This window comes from Desulfosoma sp. (assembly GCA_037481875.1).
Classification (GTDB): Bacteria; Desulfobacterota; Syntrophobacteria; order Syntrophobacterales; family DSM-9756; genus Desulfosoma.
Genome location: JBBFKY010000008.1, coordinates 113,258 through 126,938, shown reverse-complemented (window position 1 = coordinate 126,938; position 13,681 = coordinate 113,258). Strand labels below are relative to the sequence as shown.

General features: G+C 52.2%; 15 protein-coding genes. 8 read left to right on the top strand and 7 right to left on the bottom strand.

All coding sequences use genetic code 11. The features are described from left to right. Positions 1-6 precede the first annotated feature (6 nt). The 6 genes from WHS46_11530 to WHS46_11505 all read left to right on the top strand — a co-directional run bounded on the left by WHS46_11530 (position 7) and on the right by WHS46_11505 (position 5,506). Positions 7-1,680 carry a glycosyltransferase family 4 protein gene (locus tag WHS46_11530; protein MEJ5349305.1) on the top strand — a complete coding sequence of 558 codons (1,674 nt, stop codon included), beginning with the start codon at positions 7-9 and terminating at the stop codon, positions 1,678-1,680. 107 nt (positions 1,681-1,787) lie between these two features. Beyond that, on the top strand, positions 1,788-2,624 hold the full coding sequence (locus WHS46_11525) for a flagellin (GenBank protein ID MEJ5349304.1): 837 nt from the start codon (positions 1,788-1,790) through the stop codon (positions 2,622-2,624). Positions 2,625-2,880: 256 nt separating this feature from the next. Then, a complete protein-coding gene (gene fliD / locus WHS46_11520) occupies positions 2,881-4,191 on the top strand; it encodes a flagellar filament capping protein FliD (GenBank protein ID MEJ5349303.1) in 1,311 nt (436 codons plus the stop codon). Positions 4,192-4,272: 81 nt separating this feature from the next. Further along, positions 4,273-4,644 (top strand): flagellar protein FliS, encoded by a 372-nt coding sequence (locus tag WHS46_11515; protein MEJ5349302.1) that lies wholly within the window; start codon positions 4,273-4,275, stop codon positions 4,642-4,644. A 25-nt stretch (positions 4,645-4,669) separates the two neighbouring features. Next, positions 4,670-5,110 (top strand): flagellar export chaperone FliS, encoded by a 441-nt coding sequence (fliS, locus tag WHS46_11510; GenBank protein MEJ5349301.1) that lies wholly within the window; start codon positions 4,670-4,672, stop codon positions 5,108-5,110. A 27-nt stretch (positions 5,111-5,137) separates the two neighbouring features. Continuing rightward, entirely contained in the window at positions 5,138-5,506 is a 369-nt protein-coding gene (locus WHS46_11505; GenBank protein ID MEJ5349300.1) for a hypothetical protein, read from the top strand. Between the two features lie 85 nt (positions 5,507-5,591). On the opposite strand, the gene fliW is transcribed toward WHS46_11505, so the two are convergent. The 5 genes from fliW to WHS46_11480 form a co-directional block, all read right to left on the bottom strand. Further along, complete coding sequence (gene fliW, locus WHS46_11500; GenBank protein MEJ5349299.1) at positions 5,592-6,023, bottom strand: flagellar assembly protein FliW; 432 nt, start codon at positions 6,021-6,023, stop codon at positions 5,592-5,594. A 53-nt stretch (positions 6,024-6,076) separates the two neighbouring features. Continuing rightward, on the bottom strand, positions 6,077-6,460 hold the full coding sequence (locus tag WHS46_11495) for a HEPN domain-containing protein (protein MEJ5349298.1): 384 nt from the start codon (positions 6,458-6,460) through the stop codon (positions 6,077-6,079). Then, positions 6,457-6,987 carry a nucleotidyltransferase domain-containing protein gene (locus tag WHS46_11490; protein MEJ5349297.1) on the bottom strand — a complete coding sequence of 177 codons (531 nt, stop codon included), beginning with the start codon at positions 6,985-6,987 and terminating at the stop codon, positions 6,457-6,459. The genes WHS46_11495 and WHS46_11490 overlap by 4 nt, the downstream gene beginning before the upstream one ends. A gap of 39 nt (positions 6,988-7,026) precedes the next feature. After that, a complete protein-coding gene (gene csrA / locus WHS46_11485) occupies positions 7,027-7,263 on the bottom strand; it encodes a carbon storage regulator CsrA (GenBank protein MEJ5349296.1) in 237 nt (78 codons plus the stop codon). Positions 7,264-7,506: 243 nt separating this feature from the next. Next, entirely contained in the window at positions 7,507-8,373 is an 867-nt protein-coding gene (locus WHS46_11480) for an HDOD domain-containing protein (protein MEJ5349295.1), read from the bottom strand. Positions 8,374-8,549: 176 nt separating this feature from the next. On the opposite strand from WHS46_11480, the gene WHS46_11475 reads away from it, so the two are divergent. Beyond that, positions 8,550-9,785 carry a J domain-containing protein gene (locus tag WHS46_11475; protein MEJ5349294.1) on the top strand — a complete coding sequence of 412 codons (1,236 nt, stop codon included), beginning with the start codon at positions 8,550-8,552 and terminating at the stop codon, positions 9,783-9,785. 12 nt (positions 9,786-9,797) lie between these two features. Continuing rightward, positions 9,798-11,459 (top strand): acyl-CoA dehydrogenase family protein, encoded by a 1,662-nt coding sequence (locus tag WHS46_11470; GenBank protein ID MEJ5349293.1) that lies wholly within the window; start codon positions 9,798-9,800, stop codon positions 11,457-11,459. Here the strand turns inward: WHS46_11470 and WHS46_11465 are convergent. Together WHS46_11465 and WHS46_11460 are read right to left on the bottom strand one after the other, a co-directional pair. Then, complete coding sequence (locus tag WHS46_11465) at positions 11,426-11,956, bottom strand: hypothetical protein (GenBank protein MEJ5349292.1); 531 nt, start codon at positions 11,954-11,956, stop codon at positions 11,426-11,428. The genes WHS46_11470 and WHS46_11465 overlap by 34 nt on opposite strands. Before the next feature lie 102 nt (positions 11,957-12,058). Beyond that, a complete protein-coding gene (locus WHS46_11460; GenBank protein ID MEJ5349291.1) occupies positions 12,059-13,354 on the bottom strand; it encodes a sulfite exporter TauE/SafE family protein in 1,296 nt (431 codons plus the stop codon). Positions 13,355-13,681: the final 327 nt, after the last annotated feature.

Sequence of the window (13,681 nt, the reverse complement as noted above, 5' to 3'; positions counted from 1 at the left end):
CGATGCATGCATTGGGCAAGTTTTGATCCTTTCCTGATCGATGATCTTTTTTGGCAGGACAAAATGGGCATGCCTGCCGCCAACAGGCAATTTCTCGAAGCCTTTTTTCGATACGGGCGATTTAAATCATGTCGTTTTTTTTGTCAGGACACAATTCAGACCGAAAGGATGCGTCGGTTTCTGAATGATCTCACCTCTCCTGTGGAATCGCCGGCAAGACCCAGGGCGATCCCTCAGGCCTTGGCTTGGGATGAACTGCGCCGTGAACCCGTCGATGTCATGCATCATGGCGATTTCACCTTTTATATGCCTTACGTGATGGAATGGCGAAATCGAGCCCTGGATATTGCTCCTTTTGCCGTAACGGGCGTAACGCATTCTCTGGACACCCTGAGCATCTATACGAAGTGCCTAAGCCTCTTGCTGGCATGTCCCAAACCCTATGACGCAATCATCTGTACCAGCCTCTGTGCACAAAAGATGCTCAGCCAAACCTTTGATTACTTGCGAGAACGATTCAAAGAAGCTTTTCAGGCGGTTCTTCCAAAGGCACCGCGCCTGGTTCATATCCCTCTTGGAATTCCGGATCGGCAAAAGCCTCTTGTGGACAAAGAGGAAGCGCGCCTTCGGTTGGGATGGAAACTCGACGAAGTGGTTGTTTTGTGTCTTGGCCGGTTTTCGGTTCGAGGCAAAATGGATCTTAGTCCGTTCCTGGAGGGATGCGCTTGGCTGTTCAGGAAGTTTAGCGAGAAAGGGCTTTCCCGGAAGTACCGTCTTGTGCTCTCTGGAGCGGGGAAAAAAGAGGCCATTAGATTGGTTTCCGAGTTGTGCCGCTATGTAGGAATCGGCTCGCACGTCAGCATAGAAGCGAATGTTTCTCTAGAGAGAAAAGAACTACTTTATGCGGCATCGGACGTTTTTTGTTCTCTTGTGGATAACTACCAGGAAACTTTCGGCCTGACGATCCTTGAAGCCATGAGCTATGGATTGCCGGTCATCGCATCCGATTTCAACGGCTATCGTGAACTGGTCAAACCGGGTGTTTCGGGATTTTTAGTTCGGACCTACGCCTCCGCCGAAGCCGAACCGTGGGAAGACCTTGCCGGCATTTTGGATTCTTCCGTACTTCGTTATTACCGAGCCCAAAAGGTCGCCTTTGACATGGAAAGCTTTCTGGAGGCCTTGTCCTGTCTGTTGACCCAGGAAGAGACGAGGCAATCCATGGGAAAAGCTGGGCAATGTGAAGCTGGGCGGTACCGATGGTCTGTCATTGTCGCCGAATATGGAAATCTCTGGCAAGAACTTGCGCAGGCCGCCCTGAGAGAGAGGAACGGGAGTCAACCGAAAGACCAAGTGTTGCCGATACTTACTCCCCATTTTAGGAAGATTTTTGGGCATTACCCTACTCAGACACTTCGTGAAGACACAATGTTTGCTGTCAGCCCCTATGGGTTCGATCAATTGGCTGAGGGGTTCGTTCCCGTCGTTTACGGGGAGAGTTCATCATTCATTTGCAAAGAGGTGCTCTCGTTGATTCGCCGCCTCGATGCTTCTAAGGGGTATCGACTCGACGATCTCGTTTTCATGGTGAAAAACTCTTTGGGACTTTCCCGGCAGGCGGCTTTGCTGCACGTGGATTGGCTTCTCAAGCATGGAATTTTGGGCCTCAAAAAAAATTAAAGGGATTGGGAAATCCTGTCGATACAGTAAATGAAAGCGAAAAGCGGACTGGTAGACCTTAACGAGACAGGGATGTCAAAGACCAAAAGGATCAAGGAGGATTTCCCATGGCACTTCGAATCAACACCAACATTGCTTCATTGAATGTTCAGCGTAATCTGACCGTCAATAATCGCAACATGCAGAATGCGCTGGAACGATTGTCCACGGGTTACCGCATCAACAAGGCGGCTGACGATGCGGCAGGTTATGCCGTGGCCAACACCTTCAAGGCTAGAATTTCATCCTTGAGGGTGGCTTACCAAAACGCCACGGAATCTAATTCTATGCTGCAGGTGGCCGATGGGGCCTATCATGAAATGTATAACATTCTGGTCCGCATGAAGGATCTGGCAACTCAAGCAGCCGGCGGACAAATCACGAACGCGAACAGGGAATTGCTTAACACTGAGTTCACTCAACTTCAGGCGGAACTCGATCGAATCGCCATGACATCGCAATATAATGGGGTCACGTTGGTTTACTCGACAGGAACCGGAACAGCCGCCTCTTTCACCTTCCAGATCGGCTCGCTTAATAGATCCCACGATCAATTGCAGGTTGAACTGCAAGCGGTTTCTTCGGCTGCCTTGGGAGTCAGCGCAAGCAGAATTGGAACGCAGTCCGCTGCCCAAGCGGCCATGGACGCGCTCGATACAGCCATCACCAGTATCAATACCTACATGGCCGAAATCGGCGCCTATCAGAACCGTCTGCAGCACACCATGGACAACCTGAATATTATGATTGAAAACTATTCGGCCTCCGAGTCGGCCATTCGGGATGCAGACATGGCTTATGAAGTCACTCAATTTACCAAAACTCAGATCCTGCAGCAGGCCGGAATGGCCATGTTAGCCCAGGCCAACGCGGCACCCCAGCAGATTCTGACCCTCTTGAGGTAAAAGAACGAGCCGTCTTACGTTCTACCAGTCCGAAAAAAGGGGGTGGTTCCTAAAAGGGAGCTACCCCTTTTTCCTTTCAGAGACTTTAAACGCCGACGGCTTCCTCGGCCGTTTTGGGCAAACTCGATGGATTCCTTCAGAAAATGTGTCAAGTTTTCATCTTTTCATGCCGATAAATTAGGCAAGGGTGAATTCAAAAACAAAAGGTGTTGCCGATCAGGTGAAGGGCGGCACTTGGAGAGTGGGAGGTGCGTCCATGGGGTTCAGTCTCAGTGGCGTAGGAAGCGGACTTGATTGGCAGAGCCTGCTGGAACAGCTTCGTCGCGTGGAAGAAAACCAGTTTATCAAGCCCTTGGAACGGCAGAAAAAGAATCAGGAGGATGTGCTTTCCGCCTGGAACACGGTTTCCACCAAACTTTCGGATTTGCTCTCTGCGGTTCAAAAGATCAAGGATACCGGCGACTTCGATGTTTTCTCGGCTTCCTTGAAAACTTCCAGCGGCGTCAATCCGGAAAACCTTCTGACGGTGGCAGTGGGTTCCGGAGCAGCCAGAGGCCGGTTTGATATTCAGGTCACTCAGCTGGCCAAGGCCGAAAAACTGCAGTCCACATCCGTGACTTCGGCGTCCGATCCCACCGAATGGACCGGGACCATCACCATCAGCGGTCAAGAAGTCAGCTTGGATGGGAAAAACCTCAATACCCTTCGAGACGAGATCAACAGCCTGAACACGGGTTCCAACCCCACCGGCGTTATCGCCAGCGTGCTCAAAGTGTCCGATTCCGACTATCGGCTTATCCTCACAAGTGAAAATGAAGGCACCGCAGGCATCTCGTTCACCGATGCCGCAGGAGATTATTTTTCCACTCTTCAGGCCGGCGTCGATGCCTCCTTTACCATCGACGGCATTGCCATGACGCGCTCTTCCAACACCATCACCGATGCCATTCCAGGAGTCACTCTTCAGCTGCGCGGTGCGGATGCCAACACCACCATCACCCTTGATGTGGAGAGGGATGAAAGCGGCATCACCGAAAAGATTCAAAATTTCGTCGATGCTTACAACGGCCTTGTCAAATACATCAACGAGCAGTTCAGCTACAATGCGCTCAGCGAAAAGACCGGAGGAGTGCTTTTCGGCGATGCCACGCTTCGTTCCATCAAGACCCGTTTGCAGAGCACCGTACTCGATCAGGAACTTTTCAGTTACGGTATCACATTTTCCCGGTCAGGCACCCTCGAACTGAACGCCGATAAGTTCAAGGACGCCCTGTTGCAGGATTTTTCCGGTACAGTCTCGGCATTCAATACAATGGCTCAAGGCTTGCAATCCGTTTTGAACGGGCTCACGGATTCCCTGGATGGCACGGTCACCATGCAAAAGAAGAGTGTTCAGGGAAAGATTAAGTCGCTGGACGATCGTATGCAGAAGCTGGAAGATCGCATCGATGCCGACATAGAACGAATGAGGGCCAGGTTTGTGGCCATGGACAAAGCCATGAGCACCTTAAACGAGCAGATGTCGAACCTTTCCAAGCTCTTTTCCAGCATGTCACAAAGCGCGTGAGAGGAGCCTGTTCAAAGGGAGCCATTCCCACCGTTGATGTATGGTTCTGGAGCGGAAAAAATTGACAGCAAGGAGGAAAAAATGACCGCGTGTGCCCTGCCAGTAAGCCAATGTCATGACGCTTCCAACGGCGATTTTTTGAATCTTATCGTCAGGTGCTACGACACTTTCATCGAGGATTTGCAAGACGCGAAACACGCTCACGCAGAAGGCCGGTACGATCTGTTCATGGATCGGCTTCGACACGCCCAGGATATTCTCACGGAACTTCTGATCGGTTTGGACTACGAACGAGGTGGAGAAATTGCCGTCAACCTGGGCCGAATCTACAATTACATGCTTCGAGAGCTCATCGCTGTTCATGACACCCAAGCCCAGGGGACTCTGGGTCGTATGATTTCCATGGCCGGGGATCTTCGAGAAGCTTGGGTTCAGATAACCGCTGTCGTGTAGAAGAAGGCCTGTGGAGGTTGAATCCATGATGATGAACATGGCTCAGGAAGCTTACCGAAGGACCAACGTGGAAACGGCGGACATCGCCAGCCTTGTCCTCATGTGCTACGATGCGACCATTCGCGATCTACAGCAGGCCAAGGAATACCATGCTTCCCACTGCATGGATGCGGCCTATGAACGCATTCGCCATGGGCAGGACCTTATCACGGAGCTTTTGGTGGGCTTGGATTTCGAACGCGGCGGTGAAATCGCCGTTAACCTTTCACGAATCTATAATTACCTCCTTCGGGAACTCATCGGCATCAATTCTACAAAACCGCCGGAAACCTACAATAACCTGATCGATATCTTGAAAGAACTTCGGGAAGGCTGGCAGGAAGTGAAAAGGAAATACGATCGGGGAGAACTGAATCTGGATGTTCAGGAAGTTGCCGGGAACTGGGCTAGGTCTGTGACGGCTTAAGACACAAGTGGGAAAAGGAAAGGTTTCATGGAGACACTCGACGCCATCCAGGTCCTGGCTCACCTGATTCAGGATCTTCGTGCGGATCTTCACGCCTTGCAGAAGGCCGCCCACGAAGACGCCGAGGCCGAAGACATTGAAGGTCTCGTTTCACGATGCCAAGACACTTTTTACCGGGTCCGGAACCTTTTGAACTTTTCCTCTGTCGTCGAAACCTTTCAAGACGAGTCCTCCAGAAACCAAGCCTATTCCCTGTTTGCGGAGCTGCAACAAAGCCACGACGCCTGTCTCAACGCACTCGCCACAGCTCTGACCCGCACCGGGGAAAAACTTGCCGGTATGCAAAAGGCTCAGGCCGTTTCCCGGCAGTATCAGAAAATCGCGGATCTTGGCTGAATTTTTTCTCGTTCCCAAGGGATCGACGACCCTCAGGTCCCCTGAGCTTCCACGCCTCCGGCCGTGGGAATTCAGGGGATTTGCCTTATTCGACCGCGTTCGATGATTCCTGGATGGTCAAAATGTTTACCTGTTCTCCGGCTTCTATGACCCACTGGTAGGCTCGGCGATTGGACGCATTCAGGAGCAGAGGGGCCCGTACATGAGGGCGCACCGTGCGTGTGGTCCTGTCCAACGAAACCAGAAGCAGTATGGCAAGATCGTTTGAATCCTGCAGCTCAAGGACCGACATTCGATTTTCCGGGACTTTGTAGTGAACGCCGAAGATGTCGGGCGGAGCGACCACAAAGGCCACGTCGGGATGATCGACGGCTTGAAGCCACTTGAACGGTCCCTGCCGATGTTCCAAGAGCACGTAGCGTTTGATCTCTTCAAAACCGGGAATGCCCCATGGAAAGTGGATAAAGGTGCTTTCGTCCAACTCCAGGGTTCCGAATCGGCTGGTTTCGATTTTCATGTGGGTTCTTCTTCTTCCTTTTTCTGGCACGTCTCGAACATTTCCCAGACTACCTAGTCCACGAAAGTTGCGTCACAGATAGCGTGTTCCGCGTCTTCCACGTGGTATTCTTCCGTGGGAATAAAGTCGTCAGCTCCGTAAAAACTGAGCTCACGTTCCTTTCGAAGCCTCTTACGAATGCGTCGAATCTCATGGAGATGACTCGTCAAGCTTTGAGGAAGATGCTCTCGATACTTTTCAAGGACCTTTCCCACGTCATGGACTTTGGGAACCTTCGCGCCCGCTGCTCGGAAAACAGCTTTCATCAGCAATTCCACAAGTTCTTGAGCCTCAGGGACCACATCCGAATAGGCTTCCCTATCCTTGAAAAAGCCGAGAGCTTCCAAATGGACTTTGGCCTTGTGAAGATAAGCTTGGGTGAGATTGTCCGTTCTCATGGCGCAACCTCGAGGACGTTGGGAATCTCGGCATCCTTTACGTGCCAGAGCCAGCCCGTGACCACCGTTTCCTTATGGGCTCCCTTTTTCGTGAGATACTCTTCCACCCGGTGCACAATGTGCCGTATGAGTCCGTGGGGGTCATGAACGATGACGTGGTGGGACACAAGATCATAGTAAACAGGGTGGACGACTAGCGCCTCCTGCCGCATGAGAATGTAAGGGGAGATCTCACAAATTATCCCCTCTTGTTCATACAGTTCTTGAGCCAGGGATTCATGTTTTAGCTCGATTTGTTCCACGAACCGCGCCATGCGTTGGGTGAAGCCTTCCTTAACGTCAAGAATAAGGAGAAGATCCAGGTCAGAATTGAGTCGGTTTTCCTTACGGGCGTAAGAACCGAAGATGGCGCAGGCCAGGAGTTGGTCTTGGTCGTGGGCCGAAATTTGCCCTAAGACCGCTTCAACATAAGCTTCGTGGTGCGGGGAAAAAGTTTTGAGCCGACCTCTAATGATGTTCCAGTTCATGGCTCTCATTCAAACTCAATGCTCAAAGGCGCCGAGCATTCAAGGTGTTCTTGTCGGTAGACGATCCAAAATTTCTTCCAGATCCTCGGTCTGCATGGCGGCCGCCTGCCGGTTTTCTTCCTGGATCTTTTGATAGAGTTCCTCGCGAAAAATAGGCACGTGGCGGGGACTTTGAATACCTACCTTTACCTTGTTCTGGTCCACGGCGGTGATGACCACCTGAATATCGTCCCCGATGCGAATAGCTTCGCCCACCTTGCGGGTCAGTATGAGCATGGTGTCCCCCGTTGCGACGGTGGTTCTTGCCGCGGCGGCGCAAAAGAAGGGAAAACGTACCGCCTAAGCGCGGAGTTCGCAGAGGCTTTCGGGAAGATTCCGGCCGAGGTGCTGAGACGCCGCCCCGCTACGAACGCCCGCTCTTCGGGAACACCTTAGCAGAAACATGTATCCAAGGCCACCCTGAAACCTTTCTCTCGACCGGGCAACGAGGCTCGTTTCTTTTTTCGCGATGAAAATTTTCTAGCCGGCCAGAAATTTTTTGGTTTCGTCCAGGGCTACGAAAACATCGGCCATGAGTTTTTCGATGGAACGTCCATCCAGATTTAGGGTTTCTAAGACGTGGTCTTGGTTGGGATTCAGAAACCCGTCCACACCCGCTCCGATCCCCATGGCGGCGACCATGCGGTTTGCCGCGTAAACGATGGAAGCAACCTGTCGGTTTTCTTCGGCCTTTTGAGGACTATGATGGTGCGCGATACCGGCGACCACGGCGGGCGGAAAATTCCATCGTGTCGCGATAAGGGCTCCCAATTCCTGATGGTCGATGCCCAAGATTTCCCGTTCAGCTTCCAGAAAGGTTTGTTTTCGGGTTTTGATGGCCTTGATGATGCGGTCCAGGTAGTGGTCCACGTAATGGTTCAAAACCGTCTTGCCGATATCATGCAACAGACCGGCGGTATAAATAGTGAGTCGATCTGGGCTTCCGATTTTTTCGGCGATACGATCCGCCATGATGGCAGTGCCTACGGCATGTTCCCACAGTTCCCCCTCTTGAAGATCATAGCCTTTGACCGCATCATCCTGAAACCGTGCCGAACAGGCGGCCAGAATGACTTCCACCAAAGCTCGCTGGCCCAGGGAAATGATGGCGTCCTTGAGAGATTTGGCCGGTTGTGCACGGGTGTAGTGAGGGGATCGTGCCAGGGCAAGCACCTTGGCAGCGATGACCTGATCATAGCGAATGACGGCTTCGATCTCTTCCACCGGAGCCATGCGCTGGAGCAAAGGCATGACTTTCTGTACCACATCGGGAAAGGGCGGTAACTTTTCCGCGATGCCAAGGATCTCATCCACCGGCTTATCTTGCAGGGTTGTGTCACGATCCATGAATCTTCTCTCCGTCAAATCTTTCAACTCAAAAAAGATCTTTCCGCTCTTCCTGAATCTTCTCTTACCTTATCGGAAAGAAGCCGCAAAGTCTTGAACCGAAAAAGCTGAAAAGCTATGCTTTTGACGCTTTGTTGCAAAGAAGGCAAAAATCTTTGATCATCGGACGGGTTCCTATGTCGGTGACGAACAACGCCACCCCTAAGGATTATCAATTGTTAGGATTGGAGCCGGGAGCTTCGTTCGAAGATGTGAAACGTGCTTATCGGGAATTGGCCAAAAAATGGCATCCCGACCTCTATGCCGATTCCCCTGAATGGGCTCGACTTCGCGCTGAAGAAAAGTTCAAGGACCTTCAAGAAGCCTATCATCGAATTCTGAACCACCCTTTGCCCAATGGGTCTGGGGACAAAGAGGTTTTCAAGGAAAGACGGCGAAGGGCGCCGGAGAAAGGCTCCCCTTCAGAACCGAGACAGCAAGAGTCAAGGCGGTTTGGTTTTTTTCGAAATTTTTCCCTGGATTTTTCCGGAAAGTGGATCGGAGCCGTCGCCGTACTGGCGGTGGCCGTTTTATGGATCTTTTGGGCCGTGGGCCATAAAAACCGATTTCAATTTTCAAAGATTGGTCCCGAAAAACCCGGCGCTTCTGTTGCGGGAGAATCAAGGGAGTCGGCGACGTTTGATGTTCCCTCACAGCGTAAGGATTTGAGGCTTCCTTCTTTGACCATTCCCTTACAAGATCTGGATGCTTCCGAATCCGGAAAGGTTTCGCCCAAGGCACCTTTGGATCGTGCCGAGACTTTCGGTCTTGGAAGCACCGAAAGGGATGTGCTTCGAGTGCAGGGTTCTCCGGATCGGCGAAACGCCGGCCGTTGGGCGTATGGACTTTCGGAAGTGCGTTTTCAAGACGGACGCGTCGTGGGCTATGACAATTTCGATGGAAGACTTCGTGTGTTTTTGAAACCTTCCGACTCTTCGATCCGAAAGGAATCGATGGATTTCTTCACGCTGGGTTCCACGAAGGACGAGGTCTTACGCGTTCAGGGAACCCCCACGGGGATTCGCGGGGCTTTGTGGCATTACGGGTTCAGTTCCGTACGTTTTGTGGAGGATCGTGTGGCAGCCTATGATAATGCATTTGGCAATCTCAAGGTTCGTCTGTTGCCTTCCCAAGAATATTTGGCCAAGAGTGGAGGAAAAATTCCATCTTTTTTTACCATCGGCTCTTCCGCCGATGAAGTTTTGGCAGTTCAGGGAACTCCCACAAGTATTCGCGGTAACGTGTGGTTTTACCATTTCTCCGATGTGCTTTTTCGAAACGGACGTGTGGGATGGGTGAACGATCCCGAGGGCCGATTGCGTTTCGTCGAAAGGGAGGCCCTTTCGGAAGGGCCAAGGGCTGACCGTGAATGAGGGAGAAAGGACATGGAGCAAGCTGGATTTTTGGAAGCGGCGTACCGAGGAGCTTTGGATGCCTCCATTTTCGAAAGGTTTCCCGTGCATGTGGACTCCGAAAGGGTTCGAGCGCTGATATCGGCCTATGAGGACATTCTCAAGGAATTTCCTGCCCAGGAAATAGAAAATCTGGGAAGGGTTCCCGATGAGATGCTTCAACGGATGGCCCAGGCTGGGCTCTTTGGATTTTCCGTGGCCGAGGAATACGGAGGGCTTGGTCTGAATCTCTGGGAATACCTGGAAGTCATTCGCGAGATGGCCCGAAGGGATTTGGCTGTGGCGCTGGTATCCATTGCGCATCTTTCCATTGGTATCAAAGGCATTCAGCTTTTCGGAACCGAAGCTCAAAAAGAAAAATACCTGCCGCCTGCCGCTTCCGGAGACATGATCTTTTCCTACGCCCTGACCGAACCCCACGTGGGATCCGATGCGAAACACATTGAAACCACGGCCGTCTTTTCAGAATCGGAAGGGTGTTACATCCTCAACGGTCGAAAAACCTACATTACCAACGCCAATTACGCCGGAGGATTGACCGTCTTTGCTCAACTTGATCCGGAACATCCCGGTCACATGGGAGCTTTCATCGTAGAAACCCACTGGGACGGGGTTAAGATCGGCGCGGACATGCCCAAGATGGGCCTGAAGGCCAGTTCCACGGCGGCCATCCATTTCACGAATGTCAAGGTGCCTCGAGAAAACCTTTTGGGAAATCCCGGCGATGGTTTCAAAATCGCCATGACCATTCTCAATTTCGGTCGCTTGGGATTAGGAGCCGCCTCCACGGGACTTATGGAACAATCCGTGAAGGATATGGTGCACCGTGCCCGCACGCGCACGCAATTCAAGGTGCCTATCGAAAATTTCGAGCTCATCCAGGAAAAAATCGTCAAAGCCCGCGCCCATGCTTTTGCCTGCGAGGCCATGACCACCTTGACGGCCGCCTTTTTGGAAGCGAGCCCGCATCGCAACTTGGCCATGGAAACAAGCCATGTGAAGCTTTTCGGGACCACGCGAGCCTGGGATGTCCTTTATGACGCGCTGCAAACGGCGGGAGGCTCCGGGTACCTGACCACTCAGCCCTATGAAAAAAGGCTGCGTGATTTTCGCGTGACCACCATTTTTGAAGGCACCACGGAAATTCATTCCATATACCCTCCGCTTTTTGCCATTCGGCGTATGGCCAAAGAAATGGGAGAGGTTTCAAAAGGTCTGTGGGGCAAAGTTCGCCTTTTGTGGAAGGAGCTTACACGGCCCATGCAGTGGACTTTTCCTTTCACGGATAAAGACTTCAAACGGGCCTCGCGGCAAGCGAAATGGAATGCTCGATTTCTTCGCTATGCCCTTTGGATTCTTCCGGCACTCTACGGCAAAAAAACGGCGACCAAGGAATACGTTCTTCGGCGGTTGACCACGCTGAGCCTTTATACCTTTGCTATTTTGGCGATGCTGGCCCGCATGCAAAAGGACTTGGATCGAGGTCTTCTCCAGGAAGAACATCGCCTCCTTTTGGCCTACATGGTGGAGGAGATGAAAGAACAGCGCAGGGGCTGCCTCAAGCTGTGGAACACGAAAAAGGAACGGTTGACGGCGAATATTTACCGATGGATTCGTGGGGCTGTGTCCGAATGAGCCGCATCGGCATCCACCATGCCAAGCACGGTTCGAAAAAAGGGCAGCTTTCGAGAAATACGTGAGAACATAAGGCGTGCCGCCACATAGGCGATCAAAAAGACCACCACATAGTTGAGGCCGATGGAGGTTCCGGGGATGGGAAGATCGAAGTGGCGGTAACGGGCTTGAAGCCATGCCAAGCCGAAGAAAACAGGCCACAGGGCTGCCGCGGAGAGCGCGACCTTGAAAAAGAACAATTTTCCCCAGACTTCGTTCCCTACTTTGTTGACAGCTTGATAGGAAGTCTCATCGCCCATGCGTTCGGCTTCATCGGAAAGTTTTTGGTACTCGGCGAGATCCTCGGAAAGTTTTTTGAGGTACCGGCGGTTGATGCGATACCCTAAGGCAAGTGTGGTCTCTCCTGCCAAGGTAGCCAAGAACGCCACGAGGAAGACCTCAGCGAGATAAGTTCCATAGGAACCTTGAGAAGAGTGGACCCATTGGAAGAAAGCCACTTGTGCTTTTCCTTGAAGTGTCCTTCGGTGCATACAAGGGCATGACCGAAGGACGCCACTTTTTTGTCCAAAAAGGTGTCAGCTCCCGTAAGGCTTCATGATCTACATGGGCACCCAGGCCTTGCCGAAGAAACCGAGGCTAAAGTAGCCAAGACCTACGTAAAGAGCAAGCAACACAAAGAGTCTCTTCAGCCAGATGTCCGGAATATATTTTTGTGTGCGTGGACCGATCATAGAGCCCACAAAGATGCCGATGAGTTCCAAGCCGATCAGGGTCCAGTCCATACCCGCCTTGGCCACGGTGATATAGCTGGCAATGCTGGTGATCATGCTAAGGAGCACCGCCATAGCCGATGTGCCGGCCACCACGTACATAGGAGCGCCTGTGAACGAGGTGAGGAACGGGACGTAGAGGAAACCGCCGCCCACGCCAAGGAAGGACGAGATGGCCGCGATCGCCACGCCACCCAAGAAGATGACGATGGGATTGAAGTGGAATTCAGTCCCAAAGAAGCTGAATGTGGATTTCGTGATGGAGAAGGATTTAAACTGGATGCCCTGTTGGGCCATGTCCTTCTTTTCCTTCATGGCCTTTGAAAAAGCCTGGGCAGCCTCTTTGGCGGCTTTCTTCTTCTGTTGACCTGCAGGTGTGGTTTCGTAGAAGAGGAAGGCACCGACCACGAAGACGAACAAGCCGAACCAGCCCTGATACTGCTTGAAAGTGACCTTACCACCTGTGAGCCAGGGAATGAAAATTGCGCCGGCGATGGATCCCAAAGCCAGAACGATACCAACAGGCCAGGCCAAGGTGCGTGCTTTTAAATAATTAATGGTACTGATCAGGGCAGAGAGTCCCACAAGGAACTGGTTGGATGTGCGCACACTATCCGTAAGAGCTTTATTGAGACCCGGAGCCGTCTTAGCAAAGGTCTTGGCGTAGGGTCCAATACCCAAAACAGACATATGACCCACACCGGCCATAATCCCGCCGAAGGCCCCAACCGTTGAAAAAATCCAACCGACCCATACGGACCACAAAATCGCAACCACGTAATTAATTTTAGGGGCTCCAGGAATTCCGAAGGCACCACGAGGTGCTGTGGGGTCAATCTGACCCCGCTCTTTTCCCAGAGGCGCTTTAGCCACTTCTTTACCGATTTTTCCGGGAAGTCCCAGGGTGTCTCCTACAGGTTTAGCCTCAGTACTTGCCGGCTTTTCTGCAGCAGGAGCCGTTTGGGTTTGGGCTGCGGGAGTTTGCGGCTGGGCCCCCGGTGCCGTCGTTCCTTGAGCCTGCGTGTCCTGCTGTTGGCTGAGCACAGGTTCCGCCGTGACTCCCGCCACAGCAAGTGTCGCCATAAAAATCATCCATACCAAAGACCATCGAAACTTTTTCCTCATTGCACCATCCTCCTTTAAAAAGTTAATACAGACGCCGAAATGAACACCCGCTTGACGTCAGCGGTCACATCTCCGGCACACCACAACGCACCCTACACAAGCATCATCCATGCCAACGCCTTCAGTCTCTGTTCATTCATCGTGGAGGCGGCTCCGCGTGTCCGTCCCAGCACCACCAGGCCGCAAGTCGGCTATGCCTCCAGGATCTATCCCACGCACAAAGGCCAGCGGCGTCGTAGGACGTTTTAGCATCGAGAGCCAGTCCTCGTAGGGCGGACCTACGTGTCCACCCAAAATCCTCTCTTGAAAAAGCAGCTTGGCGTGCTT